This is a genomic window from Actinoallomurus purpureus (assembly GCF_024055795.1).
GTDB lineage: Bacteria > Actinomycetota > Actinomycetes > Streptosporangiales > Streptosporangiaceae > Actinoallomurus > Actinoallomurus purpureus.
In genome coordinates, this window is sequence record NZ_JAMXMY010000035.1 from 1 (window position 1) to 20,859 (window position 20,859).

Annotated in this window: 21 protein-coding genes; 3 read left to right on the top strand and 18 right to left on the bottom strand. The window is 72.2% G+C overall.

The features are described from left to right. Positions 1–1,368, top strand: a 1,368-nt coding sequence (locus tag NE236_RS40580; RefSeq protein ID WP_252847626.1) for a LuxR C-terminal-related transcriptional regulator, incomplete at its 5' end; no start/stop codon positions are given. A 139-nt stretch (positions 1,369–1,507) separates the two neighbouring features. Here the strand turns inward: NE236_RS40580 and ftsY are convergent. The 13 genes from ftsY to rsmD form a co-directional block, all read right to left on the bottom strand. Further along, entirely contained in the window at positions 1,508–2,668 is a 1,161-nt protein-coding gene (gene ftsY / locus NE236_RS40585; RefSeq protein ID WP_252847627.1) for a signal recognition particle-docking protein FtsY, read from the bottom strand. Between the two features lie 61 nt (positions 2,669–2,729). Next, entirely contained in the window at positions 2,730–3,380 is a 651-nt protein-coding gene (locus tag NE236_RS40590; protein ID WP_252847628.1) for a DivIVA domain-containing protein, read from the bottom strand. A gap of 10 nt (positions 3,381–3,390) precedes the next feature. Beyond that, positions 3,391–4,503, bottom strand: a complete 1,113-nt coding sequence (locus tag NE236_RS40595; RefSeq protein WP_252847629.1) for a globin domain-containing protein — start codon at positions 4,501–4,503, stop codon at positions 3,391–3,393. A 38-nt stretch (positions 4,504–4,541) separates the two neighbouring features. After that, complete coding sequence (locus tag NE236_RS40600) at positions 4,542–4,943, bottom strand: globin domain-containing protein (RefSeq protein ID WP_252847630.1); 402 nt, start codon at positions 4,941–4,943, stop codon at positions 4,542–4,544. Positions 4,944–5,078: 135 nt separating this feature from the next. Beyond that, positions 5,079–8,735: a chromosome segregation protein SMC gene (smc, locus tag NE236_RS40605; protein WP_252847631.1), complete on the bottom strand. Its 3,657-nt coding sequence runs from the start codon at positions 8,733–8,735 to the stop codon at positions 5,079–5,081. Between the two features lie 437 nt (positions 8,736–9,172). Further along, positions 9,173–9,370, bottom strand: a complete 198-nt coding sequence (locus NE236_RS40610; protein WP_252847632.1) for a hypothetical protein — start codon at positions 9,368–9,370, stop codon at positions 9,173–9,175. A 168-nt stretch (positions 9,371–9,538) separates the two neighbouring features. Beyond that, positions 9,539–9,817, bottom strand: coding sequence for an acylphosphatase (locus NE236_RS40615; RefSeq protein WP_252847633.1), 279 nt, complete (start codon positions 9,815–9,817; stop codon positions 9,539–9,541). 78 nt (positions 9,818–9,895) lie between these two features. Then, entirely contained in the window at positions 9,896–10,750 is an 855-nt protein-coding gene (gene mutM, locus NE236_RS40620) for a bifunctional DNA-formamidopyrimidine glycosylase/DNA-(apurinic or apyrimidinic site) lyase (RefSeq protein WP_252847634.1), read from the bottom strand. A 108-nt stretch (positions 10,751–10,858) separates the two neighbouring features. Then, positions 10,859–11,542, bottom strand: coding sequence for a ribonuclease III (rnc, locus tag NE236_RS40625; protein ID WP_252847699.1), 684 nt, complete (start codon positions 11,540–11,542; stop codon positions 10,859–10,861). A gap of 212 nt (positions 11,543–11,754) precedes the next feature. Then, complete coding sequence (gene rpmF / locus NE236_RS40630; RefSeq protein WP_252847635.1) at positions 11,755–11,931, bottom strand: 50S ribosomal protein L32; 177 nt, start codon at positions 11,929–11,931, stop codon at positions 11,755–11,757. A gap of 1 nt (position 11,932) precedes the next feature. After that, positions 11,933–12,517 carry a YceD family protein gene (locus tag NE236_RS40635; protein WP_252847636.1) on the bottom strand — a complete coding sequence of 195 codons (585 nt, stop codon included), beginning with the start codon at positions 12,515–12,517 and terminating at the stop codon, positions 11,933–11,935. A 100-nt stretch (positions 12,518–12,617) separates the two neighbouring features. Further along, positions 12,618–13,097 carry a pantetheine-phosphate adenylyltransferase gene (gene coaD, locus NE236_RS40640; protein WP_252847637.1) on the bottom strand — a complete coding sequence of 160 codons (480 nt, stop codon included), beginning with the start codon at positions 13,095–13,097 and terminating at the stop codon, positions 12,618–12,620. A gap of 29 nt (positions 13,098–13,126) precedes the next feature. After that, positions 13,127–13,693, bottom strand: coding sequence for a 16S rRNA (guanine(966)-N(2))-methyltransferase RsmD (rsmD, locus tag NE236_RS40645; RefSeq protein ID WP_252847638.1), 567 nt, complete (start codon positions 13,691–13,693; stop codon positions 13,127–13,129). 294 nt (positions 13,694–13,987) lie between these two features. Between rsmD and NE236_RS40650 the strand changes: the two genes are divergently transcribed. Further along, the gene (locus NE236_RS40650; protein ID WP_252847639.1) at positions 13,988–14,686 is read left to right on the top strand and encodes a hypothetical protein; all 699 of its coding nucleotides are present in this window, start codon (positions 13,988–13,990) and stop codon (positions 14,684–14,686) included. Between the two features lie 137 nt (positions 14,687–14,823). Here the strand turns inward: NE236_RS40650 and NE236_RS40655 are convergent, their stop codons facing one another. The 5 genes from NE236_RS40655 to NE236_RS40670 form a co-directional block, all read right to left on the bottom strand. Continuing rightward, on the bottom strand, positions 14,824–15,402 hold the full coding sequence (locus NE236_RS40655; RefSeq protein ID WP_252847640.1) for a hypothetical protein: 579 nt from the start codon (positions 15,400–15,402) through the stop codon (positions 14,824–14,826). 141 nt (positions 15,403–15,543) lie between these two features. Next, positions 15,544–16,167: a HEAT repeat domain-containing protein gene (locus tag NE236_RS40660; RefSeq protein WP_252847641.1), complete on the bottom strand. Its 624-nt coding sequence runs from the start codon at positions 16,165–16,167 to the stop codon at positions 15,544–15,546. Positions 16,168–16,274: 107 nt separating this feature from the next. Beyond that, on the bottom strand, positions 16,275–16,355 hold the full coding sequence (locus NE236_RS45430; RefSeq protein WP_372494525.1) for a putative leader peptide: 81 nt from the start codon (positions 16,353–16,355) through the stop codon (positions 16,275–16,277). A gap of 85 nt (positions 16,356–16,440) precedes the next feature. Continuing rightward, positions 16,441–18,648 (bottom strand): ATP-dependent DNA helicase RecG, encoded by a 2,208-nt coding sequence (recG, locus tag NE236_RS40665; protein WP_252847642.1) that lies wholly within the window; start codon positions 18,646–18,648, stop codon positions 16,441–16,443. A gap of 85 nt (positions 18,649–18,733) precedes the next feature. After that, positions 18,734–20,296, bottom strand: coding sequence for a DAK2 domain-containing protein (locus NE236_RS40670; RefSeq protein ID WP_252847643.1), 1,563 nt, complete (start codon positions 20,294–20,296; stop codon positions 18,734–18,736). A gap of 261 nt (positions 20,297–20,557) precedes the next feature. Between NE236_RS40670 and rpmB the strand changes: the two genes are divergently transcribed. Next, positions 20,558–20,755 (top strand): 50S ribosomal protein L28, encoded by a 198-nt coding sequence (rpmB, locus tag NE236_RS40675; RefSeq protein WP_252847644.1) that lies wholly within the window; start codon positions 20,558–20,560, stop codon positions 20,753–20,755. The last annotated feature ends 104 nt before the right edge of the window (positions 20,756–20,859 follow it).

Sequence of the window (20,859 nt, forward strand, 5' to 3'; positions counted from 1 at the left end):
GAACACCACCACACCGTCCGCTACCGCCTCCTCGAAACCATCCGCCAATACGGCCGCGAACGCCTCACCGCCTCCGGCACCCAAACCCGAACCCAACACCGCCACCGCGACTACTACCGGGACCTCGTCGCCCGGGCGGACCGCGCGTGGTTCGGCCCCGACCAGGTGATGTGGTTCAACCGGCTCCGGATCGAACACGGCAACATCCGCGCCGCCCTCGACTACTGCCTCGCGGTTCCGGGGGAGGTCGACTCCGGCCTCGCCATCGCCTCGGCGCTGCGGTTCTACTGGATCGCCGCCGGCCTCCTGCACGAGGGCCGCCGCTGGTTCGAGGCGCTGCTCGGCACGGATGCCGCCTCTCCCGACGCCCGCGCCGCCGCCCTGTGCGTGCACGCCCGGCTCGCCGTGCTCCAGAGCGACTTCACCGCCGCCGAGCCGATGCTCGAGGAGAGCCGCGCGCTCGCCCGCCGGCTCGACGAACCGGTGATCGTCGCTCAGTGCCAGTACGTCGCGGGCCTGGCCGCGCTCATCCGGCACGATCTGGACGGAGCCGTGCGGCTGCTGGAGGACTCGCTGGTGCGCCATCGCGAGCTGCCCTATCCGAAGGGCATCGTCAACTCGCTGATGTACCTCGCCACGGCGTACTCCCTGCTCGGCCGCTCCAAGGAGGCCGTCGCGCTGTTCGACGAGTGCGTGCGGTACTGCGAGGCCCAGAACGACCACTGGTTCCGCTCCTACACGCTGTCCGTCTTGGGGATCGAGATCTGGCGACAGGGCGACCTGAGGCGCGCGGCAGAGCTGGAACAGGAGGCCATCCGCCTCAAACAGCCCTTCGACGACCGCCTTGGCATCGCGCTGTGCGTCGAGGTCCTGGCCTGGATCGCCGCCGACGAGGGCGACCCCAAGCGCGCCGCCCGGCTGCTCGGGGCGCTGCGGGAGATCTGGCGTTCGGTGGGCGGGCCTCCGTTCGGCTACCTCGCGGAGTACCGCGAGCAGTGCGAGACGGCGATACGGGACCGCCTGGGCGGCCCTCGCTATGAGGAGCTCTTCCGCGAGGGCTGCGAGCTCTCTGTCGGACAGGCGACGGCCTACGCCCTCCGGGAGGGCCGCCCGGAGGCCGCACCGCTCACCTCGGCGAAACCGGAACCGTCACCGTTGACGCGCCGGGAGACGGAGGTCGCCCGGCTCATCGCCGAGGGGAAGAGCAACAAGGAGATCGCGGCCGCACTCGTGGTCGCCCAACGCACCGCGGAGGGGCACGTGGAACGCATCCTGCATAAACTCGGCTTCAGCTCCCGCGCCCAGATCGCCGCGTGGGTCTCAGAACTCGATCACGAGGCCCCCGAGTCCACGTCCCGGGACGCCTGACTCCTGCCCCGAACACGCCTGCTCACGCTCACCGGTGCCGGTGGCGTCGGCAGGACACGGCTCGCGCTCCGGGCCGACGGCCGTGCCCCGCAGCAGGCGACCGCCCCTCCACGCCGCGGAGGGCGCGGGGGGCGGCCGGTCAGCCGCCCAGGATGGCGTCGATGAAGCCCTCGGGGTCGAAGGGTGCGAGGTCGTCGGGCCCCTCGCCCAGGCCGACGAGCTTGACCGGAACTCCGAGCTCGCGCTGGACAGAGATCACGATGCCGCCCTTGGCGGTGCCGTCGAGCTTGGTCAGCGCGATGCCGGTGACGTTCACGACCTCGGCGAAGACCCGGGCCTGGCGCAGGCCGTTCTGCCCGGTCGTCGCGTCGAGAACGAGGATCACCTCGTCCACCTGGGCCTGCTTCTCGACGACCCGCTTGACCTTGCCGAGCTCGTCCATCAGGCCGGTCTTGGTGTGGAGGCGGCCCGCGGTGTCGACGATGACGGTGTCGACGTGGTCCTCGATGCCCTTCCTGACCGCCTCGAAGGCGACGCTCGCCGGGTCGGCGCCCTCGTCCTTGCGCACCACCTCCGCACCGACCCGGGACCCCCAGGTCTGCAACTGGTCGGCGGCGGCGGCACGGAACGTGTCGGCCGCGCCGAGGAGGACGGAGCGGCCGTCTCCGACGAGGACCCGCGCGAGCTTTCCGCAGGTGGTCGTCTTACCGGTGCCGTTGACGCCGACGACGAGGATGATCGCGGGCTGGGCACCGTGCGGTTCGGTGCGCAGGGAGCGGTCCCAGTCCTTCCCGATCTGGGCGAGGAGCTCGTCCTTCAGCAGCCCGCGCACCGTCTCCGGGTCACGGGAGCCGTAGACCTTCACCTTGGTGCGCAGGTCCTCGACGATCTGCCGCGCGGGCGCGATGCCGACGTCGGCCTGCACCAGGGTGTCCTCGATCTCGTCCCAGACGTCGTCGTCCAGCGTGTCGCGGGACAGGAGGGTGAGAAGCGTCTTGCCCAGGGCGTTCTGGGAGCGGGAGAGCCGTGCCCGCAGGCGTACGAGGCGGCCGGCGGACGGCGGGGGCACCTCGATCTCGGGCGGCGCGGGCGGGGCCTCAGGGGTCGGCGCCCGCGTGGGCGGTGCGACGGCCTCTTCTTCCTCGATGACGGCGGTGCCGCCGCGAGGGGCCTCCGGCACCTGGGGCGCTTCCGGCGCCCGCGGCGGTGGTGCCGTCCCGCGCCGACCACGGACCAGGAAGAACCCGCCCGCCACGACGGCGAGCACGACGATGGCGATGGCGAGAATCACGTATTCCATAGCGTGTCCCAGTCTCGCAGAAAGAACGGGATGCCCTCCCCGCCCCTACCCGCCGATCGCGTCAATCCATACGGGGAAGCGCCGACCGGGCGCCGGGGAGGGAGTCGCGCTCGGAGATCGCCCACTCCTCGACGTTGCGCAGGAGCGCCTCCAGATAGCTGCGCAGGTGCGTACGGTAGACGTCGCTGAACGTCCGGAGATAGGCGATCTCGCGTTCGAGGTCCCGGCGCTCGTCGCCGGACATCGGCTCGGTCGACGGCGCGACCGCGTCGGCGGCGTTCGACGCCTGCCGATGAGCCTCCTCCAGGACGAGGACGGCGCGGGACTGCGCGTCGGAGAGGATCTCGTCCCGGCCACGCCGGGCCTCTTCGGCGATCTCCCTGCTGTACCGCTGCGCGTCGGCGACGTACTGGTCGGCGGTCTGCTGCGCGTTCGACAGGATCCGCACGGCCTGGATGTGGGCGTCCTCGGGCTGGACGACGCTGGCGCCGGGCGGGCTCCCGGTGAGGCGGTCGCGCAGCCGACTCACCTCGTTCTCGAGTGCCGCCTTCTCGTTGAGGACACGGACCAGCTCCTGCTCGACCTGGCGCAGGAACGCCCTCACCTGTTCTTCGTCGAATCCCCGGCGGCCGAGCGGAGCACGCTGGAAGCTGACCGCCTGGAGCTCCGCTGGGGTGAGGCGCTGGGCGGCATGAATATCGGGGGAGGTCATGCGTCTCCTCTTAAGCGTCCGCGTACTTGTCGGTTCGGATGCGGTCGTGGCTCAGCCCGAGCTGCAGAAGCCGATCGACGGTCGCGTCGGTCATTCCAGGCGAGCCGCAGACATAGGCGTCATGGTCCCGCCACAGTCCGTACCGTCCGATGACATCGGGAAGCGTGCCACGCTCGGCCACCGGGCCGGGGTCATGGTCGGAGACCACCGGGACAACGGTGAGCCATGGCAGCCCGGCCGCCCGCTTCTGCAGATCCTCCAGGTCGTACAGCCCGTCGACGTGCCGCGCGCCGAAGAAGAGATGGACGCGCGGCGGGGCGGGACGCGCGGCCATCTGCTCGAGGATCGCCTTGAGCGGCGCCAGGCCGGTGCTGCCACCGATGAGCAGTACGTCACGTCCTGACCGCTCGCCGAAGGTCATCGTGCCGATCGGGGGACCGAGTTTGATCCAGTCGCCGACGGCGACCGATCGGACCAGGACCGGGCTGACCGGTCCGCCGTCGACCAGCCGTACGTGAAAGTCGAGGGTGTTGTCGGGCCGGGGGGCGTTCGCCATCGAGTAGTAGCGCCACATCCGCAGCCGGGCCGGAACCTCGACCGCGACCGCCTGTCCGGGCTGGTACCCGAACGGCCGATCGGGCAGGACCCGCATCACCGCCAGGTCGAACCGCCGGCGTTCGTGCGCGAGGATCTGCGCGTTCCACCAGGACGGACGGACCGAGGCATCCTCCTGGGCCGCCTCGATCATGACCTTCGAGAGCAGGTTGTAGGCGTCCGTCCAGTCCTGCGCCAGCTGGGCACTCCACGACGGCCCGGAGAAGTACCGGAGGGTGGCGACGAGACTCGCGCCGACCTCGGGATAGTGCAGGGCCTCCACTCCGAACTTGCGGTGGTCCCGGCCGAGCTGCTGCACGAACGGAACCAGATCCGGAAGGTTGTCGACCTGCGACACGATGCGTCCCAGCGCGGACAGCAGGCGATCGCGCTGATGGCTCATGCCGACGGGGAACATCTCCCGCAGCCGCGGATTCCGCAGGAACAGATCGGAATAGAAGAACAACGCCACGGCGTCACCGTGCTGCGCCACCTGAGCGAAGTTGTCTTTCAGCCGTTGAGCATCCACACAGTCTCCCGAAGCCGGGCGGGTCTTCGCCGCGGCGTCTACTTCTGGTCGGCGGCCTTGATCATGACGTCGGCGACCACGCCGTACGCCTCCACCCAGTTTTTCTCCAGCTCGGCGTTCCAGTCGTCGCCGCTGAAGTACTTCAGTGTGGCGACGAGACTGGCGCCCACCTCCGGGTAGTGCTGCGCGTCGACGCCGGATCCGGCGTGCGAACGGCCGAGCTCCTCGACGTACGGGATCAGCTGCTGCGGATCGTCCACGAGCGACACGATCTGGGCGAGCGCCCCCAGCAGGACCTGCTGCTGGCGCGCCATCGACGCCGGGAAGAGCGACCGGTAGGAAGGGTTTCGTTCGAAGAGGTCTGCGTAGAAGTACTCGGCCACGTCGATGCCATGGGTCGCGACCTGGGAGAAGTTGTCCTTCAGGCGTTGGGGGTCCACGTTGACCTTCCCTTGTATTGGTGGAGGGAACGCCGAGACTCTAGCGAAACCATTAGCAACCAGAGACGCACTGCTACAAAACAGGCGAAACGCTTGTCGGATCGGTATTCCGCCGGTAAATCCGCCAGTTTATGGTCAGGCCGGTTCCGGCTCGCGGAGGCGCTGACTCACGACCTGGGTCACACCGTCGCCGCGCATGCTGACGCCGTAGAGGGCGTCGGCGCCCTCCATCGTGCGCTTCTGGTGGGTGATGACGATCAGCTGCGACGACTCGCGCAGCTCCTCGAAGATGCCGAGCAGCCGCTGGGTGTTGGTGTCGTCCAGGGCGGCCTCGACCTCGTCCAGCACGTAGAACGGCGACGGCCGCGCCTTGAAGATCGCGACGAGGAACGCGATGGCCACGAGGGAGCGCTCACCGCCGGACAGCAGCGACAGGCGCTTGACCTTCTTGCCCGGCGGGCGCGCCTCCACCTCGACCCCGGTCGTGAGCAGATCCTCCGGGTCGGTCAGCGACAACCGCCCCTCCCCGCCGGGGAAGAGCCGGGAGAAGATGCCCTCGAACTCCCGCGCCGTGTCCTCGTAGGCCGCCGCGAACACCTGCTGGACCCGGTCGTCGACCTCCTTGACCACGGTCAGCAGGTCCCGGCGGGTCTTCTTCAGGTCCTCCAGCTGCGAGGTGAGGAAGGCGTGCCGCTCCTCCAGCGCCGCGAACTCCTCCAGCGCCAGCGGGTTCACCTTGCCCAGCTGGGTCATCTGGCGCTCGGCCTGCTTGGCGCGCTTCTCCTGCCTGACCCGGTCGTACGGCTCGGGCGCGGCGTCCTCGGGGGCGTCGGGGGCCGGGGGCACCGGCTGGTCGGGGCCGTACTCGGCGATCAGCACGTCCACCTCCAGCCCGAACTCCTCCATGGCCCGCTCCTCGTACTGCTGCAGGCGCAGCCGCTGCTCGGCCCGGGCCACCTCGCTGCCGTGCGCGACGTTGACGAGCTTCTCGTGCTGGCCGGTGAGCTCCCGGACGCTGGTGCGGACGGCCTTCAGCTCCTCCTCGCGGGCGGTACGCGCCTGCTCGTGGGTCTCGCGCTCGGCCACGGCCGCGGCGATCGAGACCTCGATGCCGGCCAGCGCCCGCCGGGCGCCGGCGACGACGGCCTGCGCGACGCGGGCATCGCGCTCCCGGCGCCGGCGGCGCTCGGCGGCGCGGGCGCGCTCCTGGCGTTCGCGGTCGGCGGCCCGCTCCAGCTCGTCGGCTCGGCCGGCGATGGCCGCGACCCGCTCCTCGGCGGTGCGGACGTTCAGCCGCGCCTCCATCTCCGCCGACCGCAGCTCCTGGCAGCGGTCGTTCAGCTCGTCACGACGCGTGGTGTCCTGGTCGTCGTCGTCCAGCGGCTCTGCCTCGGCGACCTCCAGGCGCTCGCGCAGCTCCGCCGCCGCGGCGAGGTCGCGGTCCCGGGCCTCCTCGGCCGCGTGCAGCGACCGGGCCAGGCGCTCGGCCTCCTGCCGGGCGGCCTGCGCGGCGGCCTGCAGCCGCGCCACGTGCTTGGCCTCCTGGGCGGCCTCGGCCGCCGCCTCGCGCATGCGGGCGCGCACCTTGTCCAGGCCGGCCTGCGCGCGGTTCACCCCGGTCTGGGCCTCGCCGACCGCCGCCTGCGCGGTCTCCAACACGGCCTGGGCGCCCTGCTCGTCCGCCATGGCCTCCTCGAGGGCGGCGGCGGTGCCCTCGGCCTTGGCCTCGGCGGCGGCGAGCCGCTCGGCGGCCTCGTCGCGGGCGGAGCGCATCTGCAGGAGGCTCTGCCGCTTGCCGCCACCGCCGAGCGCCCAGTGCGCGCCGAGCAGGTCGCCGTCGCGAGTCACCGCCCGCAGTCCTGGCCGGGCCCGTACGAGCGCGGCGGCGGCGGGCAGGTCGTCGACCACTGCGACGCCGGCGAGCAGGTGACGGATCGCGGCCCGCAACGGCTCCGGAGCGGTGACCAGGTCGGCCGCCAGGCGCACGCCGTCCGGAAGCGCGGGGCGTTCGCCGCCCTCCTCCGGCCCGGCGCCGACCACCACGCCGGCCTGCCCGGCGTCCTCGGCGCGCAGCACGGCGAGCGCGGCCTCGGCCGCGTCGAGCGATGCGACGGCCACGGCCTCGGCGGCCGCGCCCAGCGCCGTCGCGACCGCGATCTCGGCCCCCGGCTCGACCGACAGCAGGGAGGCCACCGTGCCGAGCACGCCGTCGAGGTCCGCGGCGAGCAGGACCTCCCCGCCGTCGGCCGCGCTGCCCATGGTCTGGTCGAGAGCCTCGACGCGGGCCTGCAGCGCGGTGACGTCCTTCTGCGCCGCCTGGTCGGCGCCGCGCGCGGCGGTCACGCGGTCCCGTGCCTCTCTCACCCGCCGCCGAGGCTCCTCGACGGCCTCGCGGGCGTGCTCGACGGCCTCCTTGGCCTGCTCGAGGATCTCCTGGGCCCGCTCGTGCTCGGCGGTCAGCTCCGGATCCTCGGCGGTTCCGGTGTCCTGGGACTCGTAGTCGGCCTGGGCCGCCTCCGCCCGCTCCCGCGCGTCGGCCAGGGCCTCGGCGAGCCGGCCGATCTCGGCCTCGGTGGCCTGCACCTTGCTGCCCAGCGCCTCGACCCGGCCGCGCAACCGGGCCAGCCCCTCGCGGCGGTCGGCGGCCGCACGGGCGGCGTCCTGCAGGCGGTACTCCTCCTCCTTCAGCGCCGCCTCGGCGGCGGCACGCTGGTCGACGGCCTCGGCCAGCAGGTCCTGCGCCGCCTCGAGCCGGGCGCCGAGCACCTCCTCCTGCTCCCGGATCTCCGCGGCCTCGCGCTCCATCTCCTCCGGGTCGCGGCCACGGCGCTCCTCCGCCTGGGCCTCCACGGCGTTGCGGTGGCGCTCGGCGGCGAGCTCTCCGACGCCGCGCAGGCGCTCGCGCAGCGACGACAGCTGGTACCAGGTGTCCTGCACCCGGGCGAGGATCGGCGCCTGTTCGGCCGCCTCGGCCTCCAGGGCGGCCTCCCGCTGCTGAGCCTGGGCCAGGGCCTGCTCGACGGCCGTACGGCGTTCGCGGATCGTCGCCTCGTCGGCCGCCTCCTGCTCCAGCTTGGCCGTGAGGGTCACCATGTCGTCGGCGAGGAGCCGTAGCCGCGCGTCGCGCAGCTCGGACTGGATGACCGCCGCCCGGCGGGCGATCTCCGCCTGCCTGCCCAGGGGCTTGAGCTGCCGGCGCAGCTCGGTGGTGAGGTCCTGCACGCGCGTCAGGTTGGCCTGCATGGCGTTCAGCTTGCGCAGGGCCTTCTCCTTGCGCTTACGGTGCTTGAGGACGCCCGCGGCCTCCTCGATGACCGCGCGCCGCCCCTCGGGGCCGGAGTGCAGGACGCGGTCGAGCTGGCCCTGTCCGATGATGACGTGCATCTCGCGGCCGATGCCGGAGTCGGACAGGAGCTCCTGGACGTCCAGCAGCCGGCAGGGTTCGCCGTTGATGGAGTACTCGCTCTGCCCGGACCGGAACATCAGCCGGCTGATCGTGACCTCGGTGTAGTCGATGGGCAGCGCGCCGTCGGAGTTGTCGATCGTGAGGACGACCTCGGCGCGGCCGAGTGGCGGGCGCGAGGAGGTGCCCGCGAAGATCACATCCTCCATCTTGCCGCCGCGCAGCGACTTGGCGCCCTGCTCCCCCATTACCCAGGCGAGCGCGTCGACGACGTTGGACTTGCCCGAGCCGTTCGGCCCGACGACGCAGGTGATGCCGGGTTCGAGGCGCAGGGTCGTCGAGGACGCGAAGGACTTGAAACCCCGCAACGTGAGGCTCTTCAAGTACAAGCGTCCACCGATCCCTTCTGCGACTGCCGGCGGGTGGACCGCCCCGCACCGGGGCCCACGGCGCCCCGGCCATCCCCGCACGATACCGGCCGGCACCTTCGGGGCCGGGTATCCGACTTCCACCAATGTGCCATGGTCGGACGCCGCGCGTGGCATCTCCCCGGCCGATCCCCGCCTTCCGCCCCGCAGGCGGCCCGAGCAGGATCAGGGGTGATGTGGGATGCGTCACATCATGCGGCCGCCGCGGCCTTCGCGGGATCCAATCTCAGCGGGCGGTCAGAAGTTCGCCACGCTCCCGAGAATTCGATCATGGAAATGTTTCCCTGGGCATTGCATGACGACCAGCCCGGCCGAATGCCCATACACGAAAACGCGAGTATCGGGGCCAACAAAAAGGGACGTCAGGTCGACGTCCCTTTTACGTGCCGACGCTGACCTCAGGTCAGTGCCGGTTCGCGATCCTTGGCAGCGAGCGCCATGACTTCGTTGTCAGCAACAGCGGCAAGCGTGTCGTTCTCGGATTGGAGCCGTACGAGCTCGGCCTCCAGGTCACGGACACGTTGCTGCAGGCGCCGCATCTCCGCAACCATGCGGGGGTCGGGACCGCCGACGTGGCCGAGTAGAGCCTTCGCCATGATTAAGGGTCCTCCACGCTGAGTGACCAGCAGGAATGGTTCGCGCACTAAGAGCTGCTTGAGGTGCGCATAACAACTAGGGTCGCACCGGCTGGAGAGCCGGTCAAGACGGATGTCACAGACCCGTAACAACCTGTCTGCACAAGTTTAGCAGACCTTCCAGACCGATCACCGTTCGATGAAGCCTTGGAGGCCGTCCCGCGGCTCGGCCCAACGCTCGGCCACACCGGTCACCCTTCCCGGCGTCGAGCCGCCGCGCAGGAGGTCCAGGAGCTCCTCGCATGCCTTCCGCGGTCCCTCGGCGATCACTTCGACCCGGCCGTCCACCAGATTGCTCGCCGAACCGGTCAGCCCGAGCTCCAGCGCGCGCGACCGCACCCACCACCGGAAGCCGACGCCCTGCACCCGTCCCCGCACCCAGGCGGTCAGCCGAACCCGCTCGTCCATCCCTTGATCCTAAACTCGCGCGCCGCGCGAGCGGAGCGGGCTCCGGGCACGGCCGATCATGCCGGTGCGTCCGAGCCCCTAGTAGTGGGCCCGGCGGGGGCGTGGCTGGCAGGTGGGGCAGGTGAAGGACGAACGGTTCATGAAGGCGTCGCGGCGGATCGGGCTGCCGCACCGCGCGCAGGGCTCGTCGCGCCGGCCGTAGACGTTGAGCGACCGTTCGAAGTAGCCGCTCTCACCGTTCACGTTGACGTACAGGCTGTCGAAGGAGGTGCCGCCCGCCGCGAGGGCGGCGGCCATGACCTCCCGCACCCCGCCGAGCAGGCGTGTCACCTCGGCCTTCGTGAGCGTCTCGGTGGGGCGCGCCCAGTGCAGCCGGGCCCGCCACAGCGCCTCGTCGGCGTAGATGTTGCCCACGCCGCTGATCAAGGACTGGTCGAGGAGCGCCCGTTTCACCCCGGTCCGCCGGCGCCGCAGGGCCTGGCGGAACGCCTCCTCGTCGAAGGCGTCCTCCAGCGGGTCCGGGGCGATGTGCGTGATCGGCTCCGGGATGCCCTCCTCGGTGCGTGTGAGCATGAGGTGGCCGAAGGTGCGCTGGTCGATGAAGCGAAGGTCCGGTCCCCCGTCGGTGAAGGTGAACCGGGCGCGCAGGTGCTTCTCCGGCGGCCTGTCCGGATCGTCGACGATCAGCTGACCGCTCATGCCGAGGTGGGCCAGCAGCGCCTCGTCGTCGCCGACCGACAGCCAGAGGTACTTCCCGCGTCGCCGCGCCGCGGCGATGGTCCGTCCGGTCATCCGCGCCGCCAGGTCCGCGGGCCCCTCGATGTGACGGCGCGCCGAGCGGGGGTGCAGCACCTCGGCCGACCGGACCGTACGGCCGACGACCCAGCGCTCGACGCCCTGCCGGACGACCTCGACCTCCGGTAGCTCGGGCACGGCAGACCTCCTCAGTACATGGGGAACGAGCGCCGCGACGACGCGGTCACCGCGCCTCCCCGGCGGACTCGGAAGACGGCGAGGCGGAGCCGGGTCAGCGGGCGCGCGTCACTTCTGCGGTTCCCCGCCGGAACGCTCGCGGATCGTCCGCCATGCGGTCTCGGCCGCCTGCTGCTCGGCCTCTTTCTTGCTGCGCCCCTCGCCGCGGCCGTACTCCGTCCCGCCGACGACGACCACGGCGCGGAACGTCTTCTGGTGGTCCGGGCCGCTCTCCTCCACGTGGTACTCGGGCACGCCGAGCTCCTCCGTGGCGGTCAGCTCCTGCAGGGACGTCTTCCAGTCCAGCCCCGCGCCCAGGCTGGCCGAACGGGTGATGAGCTGGTCGAACAGCCGGTGGACCAGCTCGTCGGCGGCCTTGAGACCCAGGTCGAGGTACACCGCGCCGATCAGCGCCTCGAGCGTGTCGGCGAGGATCGAGGACTTGTCGCGCCCTCCGGTACCCTCCTCGCCGCGGCCGAGACGGATGTAGGCGCCCAGACCGAGCGCGCGCGCCACCCCGGCCAGCGCCCGCATGTTGACCACCGCGGCGCGGAGCTTGGCCAGCTGGCCCTCGGGCAGGTCCGGGTGGTTGCGGAAGAGGGTGTCGGTGACGATCAGACCGAGAACCGAGTCGCCGAGGAACTCCAGGCGCTCGTTGGTCGGCAGGCCGCCGTTCTCGTAGGCGTAGGACCGGTGGGTGAGGGCGCGTTCGAGGAGCGCCGGGTCGGGGTTGACGCCGAGGGCGTCCTCCAGCGGACCCCGGTCGGCCGCAAAATGATCGGTCTTCACGTGGCCCCCAGAACGAGGACCGCGTCGCAGGTGAATCTCACGGTTGTTCCTCCGAGGAAGGTTCCTCGAGGGCGAGGCGCACGCCGGGTGCCTCCGGCGTCCGCCACGACCTCGGGCGAGTCTTCATCGCGAGACGGTTCGGGGGCGGCAGCAGGGCCGCCCCCGAGAGACGTCGCTCAAGCCACGTCGATGACCTGTCGGCGGTTGTAGGTGCCGCAGGTCTGGCACGCGGTGTGCGGCAGCTTCTCGTCGCGGCACTGCGGGCAGCGCACGAGCGTCGGCGCCTGGGTCTTCCACTGCGAGCGACGGTGCCGCGTGTTGCTGCGCGACTTCTTCCGCTTCGGTACGGCCACGTCAGCCCTCCTGGTCTTCTTGTCGTTGATCCAACATGCCCTGCAATGCCGCCCACCGGGGGTCGACGGCCTCATGGTCGTGGTCCGGCCCGGCGTCGGCCAACCGCACCCCGCACTCCGAGCACAGGCCGGGACAGTCGTCCTGGCACAGCGGGGACAGCGGCAGTGCGAGCACCGTCGCGTCCCGGACCACCGGCTCGAGATCGATGAGATCTCCCTCGAGACGACGCTCGTCCTCCCCGGCGATCTCGCCGGAGCGAGTGTCGGAGTAGACGAAGAGCTCCTGGAAGTCCACCTCGATCGACGAGGTGACCGGCTCCAGGCAGCGCCCGCACTCTCCCGCGAGAGGTGCCCGCGCCGTGCCCGAGATGAGCACGCCCTCCATCACCGCCTCGAGCCGAACGTCCAGCTCGATGTCGGCGCCCTCGGGGACACCGACCATCTCGACGCCGAGATCCGTCGGAGCCGGCACGGTCCTGGATTCCTCGCGCATCGATCCCGGTCTGCGGCCCAGCGCGTGCGTGTCGATCACGAGCGGGGCACGGGGATCGATGCGGGTCAGGTTCTTCCTGCTTCCGTGGGGCATGACGCAATCACCGTCGTCGTACAAGGTCGATTCGCAAGGTTACCCAACGCACGGGCGTTCGCCCAACTCGGCCACCCCTCATCGGCCGGCGGGCGGGTGATCAGGACTGCGCGAAGCGCCGGATGAGACGTTGCTGGACCGGCTCGGGCACCAGCCCTGAGACGTCCCCGCCGTACTGCGCGATCTCCTTGACCAGGCTGGAGGACAGGAAGGAGTACAGCGGGTTCGTGGCCATGAACATCGTCTCGACCCCGGCCAGCTGGTGGTTCATCTGGGCGATCTGCAACTCGTAGTCGAAGTCGCTGACCGCGCGCAGGCCGCGCACGATGACCGGGATGTCGTGCTCGCGGCAGAAGTCGACCGTGAGCCCGTGGAACTTCTCGACGACGACGTTGCCGTACTGCTTCGTCACCTCACCGATCATCTCGGCGCGTTCCTCGACGGTGAAGAGGCTCTTCTTGGAGATGTTGATGAGCACCGCGACGACGACCTCGTCGTACAGCCGCGACGCCCGGCTGATGATGTCGAGGTGGCCATTGGTGACGGGGTCGTAGGAGCCCGGACAGACAACTCGGCGCACGAGGTGAGGACCCTTCGCTCAGGAAGCCGTCAGTGACCTGCGGCGTGACCGTACCAAAGCGTTCCTTCCCCATAACGACGGGCCCTGCCCTCCTCGTAGCCCGCCGGCCAGCGCACCGGTTCGTCCCGGGTGGCCCGTTCGACCGCGACCAGGGCGTGCGGGGCCAGCCAGGCGTTGTCGCGCAGGTCCTCCAGCATCCGGGTGACCACCTCGCCGGTCACGGCGTACGGCGGGTCGGCGAAGATCAGGTCGTACGGTTCCCCCGGCGGGTGCCGCAGCGCCCGCTCGACGCGGTCGGTCACCAGCTCCGCGCCGGGCAGGCCGAGACCGTCGATGTTCGCCTTGATCACCTTGGCCGCGCGCGGCGACGACTCGACGAGCAGGACGTGGGCCGCGCCGCGCGACAGCGCCTCCAGCCCGACCGCCCCCGACCCGGCGAACAGGTCGGCCGCCCGCAGGCCGGTGAGGTCGCCGAGCAGCGAGTGGATCGTGGCGAACAGCCCCTCGCGGGCGCGGTCGCTGGTCGGCCGGGTGTCGCGGCCGGAGGGAACCGAGATGCGCCGTCCCCCGGCCGTTCCTGCGATGAGTCGGGTCACTCCCCCAGTGTGCCCAGCCATGGCGCGCGCCGCTCCGCGCCCCGGCCCGAACCGACCCTCGGCCGCCAGACCCGTACATGAGGGGCGACCGGACGATCATTCCCACGGACTACCGCTCGTGACAAACTAGTCGCGGATCGTACGGCGGCGTCCGAGTCCTCCCGGGCGCACGCGACCGGAAGGGGCCAGGAGGTGCCGTCGGCTGGCGAAGGTGTGTCCGCGTCACCGCGCGCCCGTGCGCCGCCCCGCCGCCCGGTCTCGGCCCCCGCTCCTTCGACCTGGAGATATCCCCCCATGCGAACACGCACGAGGCTGGCGACGACGGCCGGCCTGACGATCCTCGGCGGCACCGCCCTCAGCGGCGTCGCCCACGCCGAGACCGGCGGGCTCGGTCTCGGCGACCTGACCACCCCCGTGTCCAAGACCGTGTCCGGCGTCGTGAAGACGACGGATCGGACCTCTCGCACCGTACGGAAGGCGACGTCCGGCACCTCACGGCGCTCCACCGGCTCCGGCCTTCACGTGAACCTGCCGGTCGGCGTGAGTCTCTCGGCGCGCCGTGCCTCCGCGTCCGCCGGCGTGAATGCGTCGGTGGGCGGCACCCACATCGAAGCCTCCCTCGGGCTCTGCGCAGGGTGCTCGGCCCCGCGCCCGGCTCCGGGCTCCCCGCCGGCACCGGCTCCGGGCAACCCGCCGGGCCAGCCGAACCCGCCGGGTGCCCAGCCGCCAGGCGCGCAACCCCCGGGTGCCCAGCCGCCGGGCTCCCCGCCGCCGGTCGTCCAGCCGCCGGTCGCGCAACCGCCGGTGGCCCGGCCGCCGCTGAGCGCTCCGGCCGGCCGGGGAGAGCTGGCAACGGTCGGTGGGACCGGCAGGCCGGCCCTGCCGTACACCGGCGGCCCGCTCGGGGCGCTCGCCTTCCTCGGCGCGATCGCCGTGGTGACCGGAGCGGCGGCCGTCATCGGCGCCCGCCCGAAGGCACGCCTCAGCGCGTGAGAACCGGGGCCCGGAGGACGTCTCCCGCCTGGGGACGTCTTCCGGGCGCGCCGGATTACCGAGCGTCTCTGATCGGCCAAGCCATTCTCAGGAATCGTCCCCGGGCTGGATACCGGGTGCGCAGGCCCCCGGCGGTCTCAGTAGTCGAGGGCGACGGTCCCGTCGCTGAGCCGGTGGACGACCGCGCCTAGTTCCTCGACGCCGATGAGGGCGCCGCGCAGCCCGTACACGAACGCGGCGCCCTCGAACCGTTCGGCGGTCCGTCGCAGTCGTTCGGCCCGGCCAGGGTCGCCGCCCGCCAGATCCTCCGCGTCGGCGACGTCGACCAGGAGGTACGGCCGGGGGCCCTTCTCCGCGACGCGCAGCCGCGAGACCCGATCCCAGGGCACGAACACGTCGTAGCCGCGCCGCGCGAACACCCGCAGCCGCACGCCCGCGGACGTGAAGACGGGCGGAGTGCGCAGCAGCCGGAATTCGGAGCGGGCGAGGAACGCCATCCCGACGGCGGAGGCCAGGAGAGCGAGTCCCACGAGCGGGAAGATGACGAAGACGGCACCGGCCGCGGCCTCCTCCGACAGCCGTCGCATCGCGAGCAGCAGGTATCCCACCGTGACGAGCACGAGGAGCGAACCGACGGCCGAGACGGCGGCCAGGGCCGCGATCAGGAAGGCGGGCGCGGCGGCGACGGGAACCGGAAAGTCGCTCTTGTGCTCCACTACGGGAGGGTAACCACAGACGGAAGACCGCGGCCACGACTTCTCCGGCGCGTCGGAGGAGCGTGATCGAGATCGAGGTTCCGGACGGGATTCACCGCGCTTTTCGGACAGCCTCCCCCCTGAGCATCCGCCGCTGATCCGTCAGGGGCGGGACGGAGCGACGGCCAGGGCCCAGCGGGCCTCGGCGCGGACGCCCGCGTCCGGGTCCTCCAACGCGGTGGTGAGGGCGGACCGGGCGTAGTGGCGATCGGCCGCCCACCGGGCCAGCGCCTGGACGGCGGCGCGGCGTACGGCCACGACCTCGTCGTCGAGCACGCTGGTCAGCGGGCCGACCGCCGTGCGGGGGCCGAGCTCGCCGAGGGCGGCCACCGCACGCTCGCGGATGCGCCAGGACGGGTCGGTCAGGGCGATCTCGCCGAGCTCGGCCGTGGCCTTGAGCACGACCAGTCCGCGGATCGTCTCGGCGCGCCCGGCGTCGTCGCGGCGCAGGGCCAGTGCGTAGATGTCCCAGGCGGCGGCCCGCATGGCGCGCACCAGCTCCCGCGCCACCTCGCGCACGTAGGAGTCGGCGGTGGCGTCCGCGGCCTGGACGAGCGCCCGGACGCCCTCCTCGCCGACGAGCACCTCCCGCTCGTCGATGAGGGTGTCGGCGGCGGCCCGGCGGACGCGGGCGTCGCGGTCGCCGAGCGCCCGGGCGAGCCTGTTGCCGATCGCCTCGTCCGCTTCACGTGTTCGGGCGGGCACCGGCAGGTCGATGACGGTCATGCGATCCTCCGAAGAGTCGTCTGATGGGCGCCGGGACGCGTCGGGGGGCGAGGCCTCCCCGCGCAGGGCGCTGCCGCGACGGGCGCGGCCGGGGACGGGGACGGGTTTCAGCCCCGGCGACACAGGGCGCTGGCCTGCCGCCGCAGGTCGACGTGGAGCCGCGCGATCAGCGGATCTCTCCGGTACACCGTTCGATCGTGAACCGGCTTCCCTATTTTGTCAACTGGTTTGATATGGATATATCCGCACCGTCGGGCACCCGTCCGGCCGGGCTCAGGTCTTGTCGAGGTACTCCGCGCGCTCCTCGTCGATCAGCGCTGCCAGCTCCGCCGCGAGGGCCGGGTGGTCGGCCAGCTCCGGGTCCTGCTCGACGAGCGCGCCGGCCTCGGCCCGCGCCGCATTGATGATCTCCTCGTCTCGCAGCAGGGTCAGCAGCCGGAGGCTGGACCGCCGCCCGGACTGGCTCTCCCCGAGGACGTCGCCCTCGCGGCGCTGCTCCAGGTCGAGGCGCGACAGTTCGAAACCATCGAGGGTCGAGGCGACCGCGTCGAGGCGTTCGCGGGCCTTCGAGCCCTCGTCCGCGTCGGTCACGAGCAGGCAGAGGCCCGGATGCCTCCCCCGGCCGACCCGGCCGCGCAGCTGGTGCAGCTGGGAGACGCCGAACCGGTCGGCGTCCATGACGACCATGACCGTGGCGTTCGGCACGTCGACGCCGACCTCGATGACGGTGGTGGCGATGAGGACGTCGATCTCCCCGGCGCCGAACCGCCGCATCACGGCGTCCTTGTCGTCCGGGTGCAGGCGGCCGTGCAGGACCTCGATCCGCAGGTCGTGGAGCGGGCCCTCGGAGAGCTTGGGTGCGACGTCGAGGACGGCCAGGGGCGGGCGCCGCCCCTCCGTGCCCTCCGCGCCCTCCGTGTCCGGCTCCCCGGCGGACAGGTCGCCCTCGTCGCCCTCCGTCTCGCCGATGCGGGGACAGACGACGTACGCCTGCCGGCCCCCGGCGACCTCCTCACGGATGCGCTCCCAGGCACGGTTCCAGTACGCCCGGTTGGCCGAGGGGACGACGTGGGTGGCGATCGGGGACCGCCCGGCGGGCAGCTGGGTGAGCGAGGAGGTGTCCAGATCGCCGTACACGGTCATCGCGACGGTGCGCGGGATCGGGGTGGCGGTCATGACGAGGACGTGCGGGCGGCCCCCGGTGGCCTTCTCCCGCAGCGCGTCACGCTGCTCGACGCCGAACCGGTGCTGCTCGTCGATCACGACGAGGCCCAGGTCGGCGAACTGGACGTGCTCCTGCAGGAGCGCGTGGGTGCCGACGACGATGCCGGCGGCGCCCGAGGCCGCGTCGAGCAGGCCCTCACGCCGCGCCTTGGCGCCCTGCGACCCGGTCAGCAGGGCGACGCGGGTGCCGTGCTCGGCCCCGCCGAGCCGGCCCGCCTCGGCGAGCGGCCCGAGCATGCTCACGATCGACCGGTGGTGCTGCTGGGCCAGGACCTCGGTGGGCGCGAGCAGTGCCGCCTGCCCGCCGGCGTCGACGACCTGCAGCATCGCGCGCACGCCGACGATCGTCTTACCGGCGCCGACGTCGCCCTGCAGCAGGCGGTGCATGGGGTGCTCGCGGGCCAGGTCCGCGGCGATCTCCTCTCCGACGGCCCGCTGGCCCCCGGTGAGCTCGAACGGCAGCCGCTCGTCGAACTCGGTGAGCATGCCGTCCTTGCGCGGCGGCCTCGGCGTCGCCGGGAGGGCCGAGGCGTCCCGCCGGCGTCGGGCGAGGGCGGTCTGCAGGACGAACGCCTCGTCCCACTTCAGCCGTTTGCGGGCGCGGCCGGCCTCGGCCATGTCCGCGGGCCGGTGGATGCCCTCGTACGCCTCGGCGAGCCCGAGGAGCCGGTGGCGCCTGCGCACCGGCTCCGGCAGGGAGTCGGTGTCCACGTCCATGGTGTCGAGCACCATCCGGACGCAGTCGCCGATCTGCCATGACGTCAGGCCCTTGGTGGCCGGGTAGACCGGGATGAGCTCCTCGGCGAACTCCCGCGCCGCGTCGGTGCCCTCCCGGGCGCTCACCGCCTTGTACTCCGGGTGGACGAGCTGACGCTTGATCCCCTGGCCGCTCCGGTAGAACGACACCTTTCCGGCGAACAGGCCGCGCGTGCCGGGGGGCAGCTCCCGTTCGGGGACGCGCGCGCCGGTACCGAAGAAGGTGAGCGTCAGACGCCCCCGGCCGTCGGTGACGACGACCTCGAGGATGTACCCGGGCCGCTTGGTGATCTTCCGGCCCTGGACCTTCTCGACCTCCGCCATCACGGTGACGTATTCGCCCTCGGCCAGGCCGATCAGGTCGGTGAGCTCGCCGCGCTGAGCGTAGCGGCGCGGATAGTGGCGGAGCAGGTCGCCGGCGGTGTGCAGGTCGAGGGCGACCAGCTTCTTGGCCGCCTTGGCGCCCACCACCTTGACCAGCGGCGCGTCGAGTGTCGTCACGGCACCTTCCTCTTACCAGCCTGGGCTCCCTCAGTTCTACCGGCTCGGCAGGACAAGGCGCTGCGCATCCGGTCCCGGGTGCGCCTCACTCCACCCCGATCAGGAGGAGATGGCGGTCCTGGCCGCCTTCGTAGACGGCGACCTCGAGGTCGGGCCGGACGGCGTGCAGGTGGTCGCGCGCCCGGTCGGCGAGATCGTCCGGCGCGCCCTCGCCGACGATCAGCGTCACCAGCTCGCTCCCGGCGGACAGCATCCGGTCGAGGACGCCCGCCGCCAGCGCGGAGGCGTCCGCGCCGATGACCGCGACGTCCCCGTCGACGAGACCGAGGACATCGCCGGGCCGGCACATCCCGGCGCTCGTCACCGCCTCGTGCCGGGCGCTCTCGAGCCGGCCCGATCGCGTCGCGCCCGCCGCGCGGGTCATGGCGATCACGTCGTCCTCGAAGCGGCGCAGCGGGTCGTGGACCGCGAGCGCGGCCAGGCTCTGCACGGACGCCTTCGCCGGGACGACCGCCGCGCGCACGCCGTCCTCCCCCGCCTGGCGGGCGGCGGCCTCGGCGACGGCCAGGACCCTCTCGTCATCGGGCAGCACGATGACGTCGTCGCCGGCCGCCGTGATCGCCTCCGTCAGCTCGGCGAGGGACGGCACGTGACCGGAGGTCCGGCGTACGACGCGGGCGCCGTGATCCTCCAGCAGCGCGGCGAGCCCCTCACCGGCGGTCACCGCGATGACGCCCCGGCCGGTGCGCCGGACGGGACGGTCCTCCGCCGCGTCCAGGTAGGTCACCCGGATCCGGTACGGGCGTCCCGCGCGCAGGCCGGCCTCGATCGCCGCGCCGGCGTCGTCGGTGTGCACGTGGACGTTCCACAGGCCGTCGCCGCCGACCACGACGAGAGAGTCGCCGAGCGCGTCCAGCTCCACGCGCAGGTCCGCCACCGCCCCGTCGCCGGCGTCGAGGAGGTACATCACCTCGTAGGAACCGCCGTCTCCCGTCCGCGGGACGTCCTCCGGCGGGCGGTCCTGGCTGCGGCGCGGCACATCGTACGTCTCGGGGTACTCCCCGCTGACCACGGCCGCGAGCGTCTCCAGCACGACGCACAGCCCGGCCGCGCCGGCGTCCACCACGCCGTTGCGGGCGAGCACCTCGAGGCGGTCCGGCGTCCGCCGCAGCGCGGCGCGTGCCCGCTCCGCCGCCGCCCAGGCTGTGGCGCCCGGGTCGGCGGCGGGGAGGTCCGCTTCGGTCGCCTCACGCAGGACGCTCAGCATCGTGCCCTCGACCGGATGGGCCACGGCCCCGTACGCGAGGTCGGCCGCGTGCCGAAGCGCCGCGTCGAGGCCGCCACCGGCCCCCAGCACGTCGGCCATGCCGCGCAGCATCTGGCTGAGGATCACGCCGGAGTTGCCACGGGCTCCCATGAGCGCGCCCTGGGCGAGGGTCCGCCAGGCGGTCGTCACGTCCGCGTCGCCGGGCAGTCCGTCGAGCCGTTCCGCCGCCGCGAGCAGAGTCAGGTGGAGGTTGGTCCCGGTGTCGCCGTCGGGCACGGGGAACACGTTGAGCGCGTCGATCCCGGCGCGCGTGCGGCCCAGCGCGTCCGCCGCCAGCCGGCACCAGCGTCGTACCGCCGCGGCGTCGAGAACCTCGCCCACACCACCTCCCGGATCGCCAACCTTAGACTTACCGGACACGGCATGGCCCACTCCACCGCGTACGATGGATCCCTGCCGCCGACACGGCGGTCTCCCCTCCCGGGGCGGCCACCTGCGGGCCGTCGCCTCCACGCGGAGGCGCGGTCGATTCGCCTCCTCGGGCGGGCGTCGGCTAGTCTTGACCGTGGGTCCCGTCGGGGACCCTTTTGACGAGCGCCCGAACTTACGGGCTTCCCTTCCAAACACTTTGGAGCGCATCCCATGGCTTCCGTCTGCGAGATCTGCGGCAAGGGGCCGGGGTTCGGCATGCGCGTCTCTCACTCGCACCGCCGCACCCCTCGCCGCTGGAACCCGAACATCCAGCGGGTGCGAGCGGTCGTTGGCCGCACCACCAAGCGGATCAACGTCTGCACGTCGTGCATCAAGGCCGGCAAGGTCACCCGGCCCGCCGCGCGCTGACGCCACGATCCCGAGCGCCGCGAGGCGCCCCTGGACTGTGCTCTCACCGGGCACATTGAACGGCCGGTCCGCTCCACACGGACCGGCCGTTCGCTTTGCCGTAC